Annotated in this window: 1 pseudogene; it reads left to right on the top strand. The window is 51.0% G+C overall.

Features of this window, described 5'->3' with window-relative positions:
• Positions 1–26: 26 nt before the first annotated feature.
• Positions 27–241: pseudogene (locus ACFZPT_RS26915) on the top strand (GTP-binding protein); the annotation flags it as partial.

The raw sequence follows: 241 nt of genomic DNA on the forward strand, positions 1-241 counted from the left end.
CCGAATCCTCTGATCGAGATACACAAGTGATCGAAAATATACGTAACATCGCCATCATTGCTCACTTTGACCATGGTAAGACCACCCTGTTAGACAAACTCCTGCGTCAATCCGGCACCCTGGTGCGCAACGAGCTCAACGACGAGCGCGTGATGGTCTCCAACGACCAGGAATAAGAGCGCGGTATTACCTTCCTGGCGAAAAACACCGCCATCAACTGGAACGGCTACCACATCAACAT

This window comes from Pseudomonas sp. MD330_10, assembly GCF_042610415.1.
Lineage (GTDB): Bacteria > Pseudomonadota > Gammaproteobacteria > Pseudomonadales > Pseudomonadaceae > Aquipseudomonas > Aquipseudomonas rhodesiae.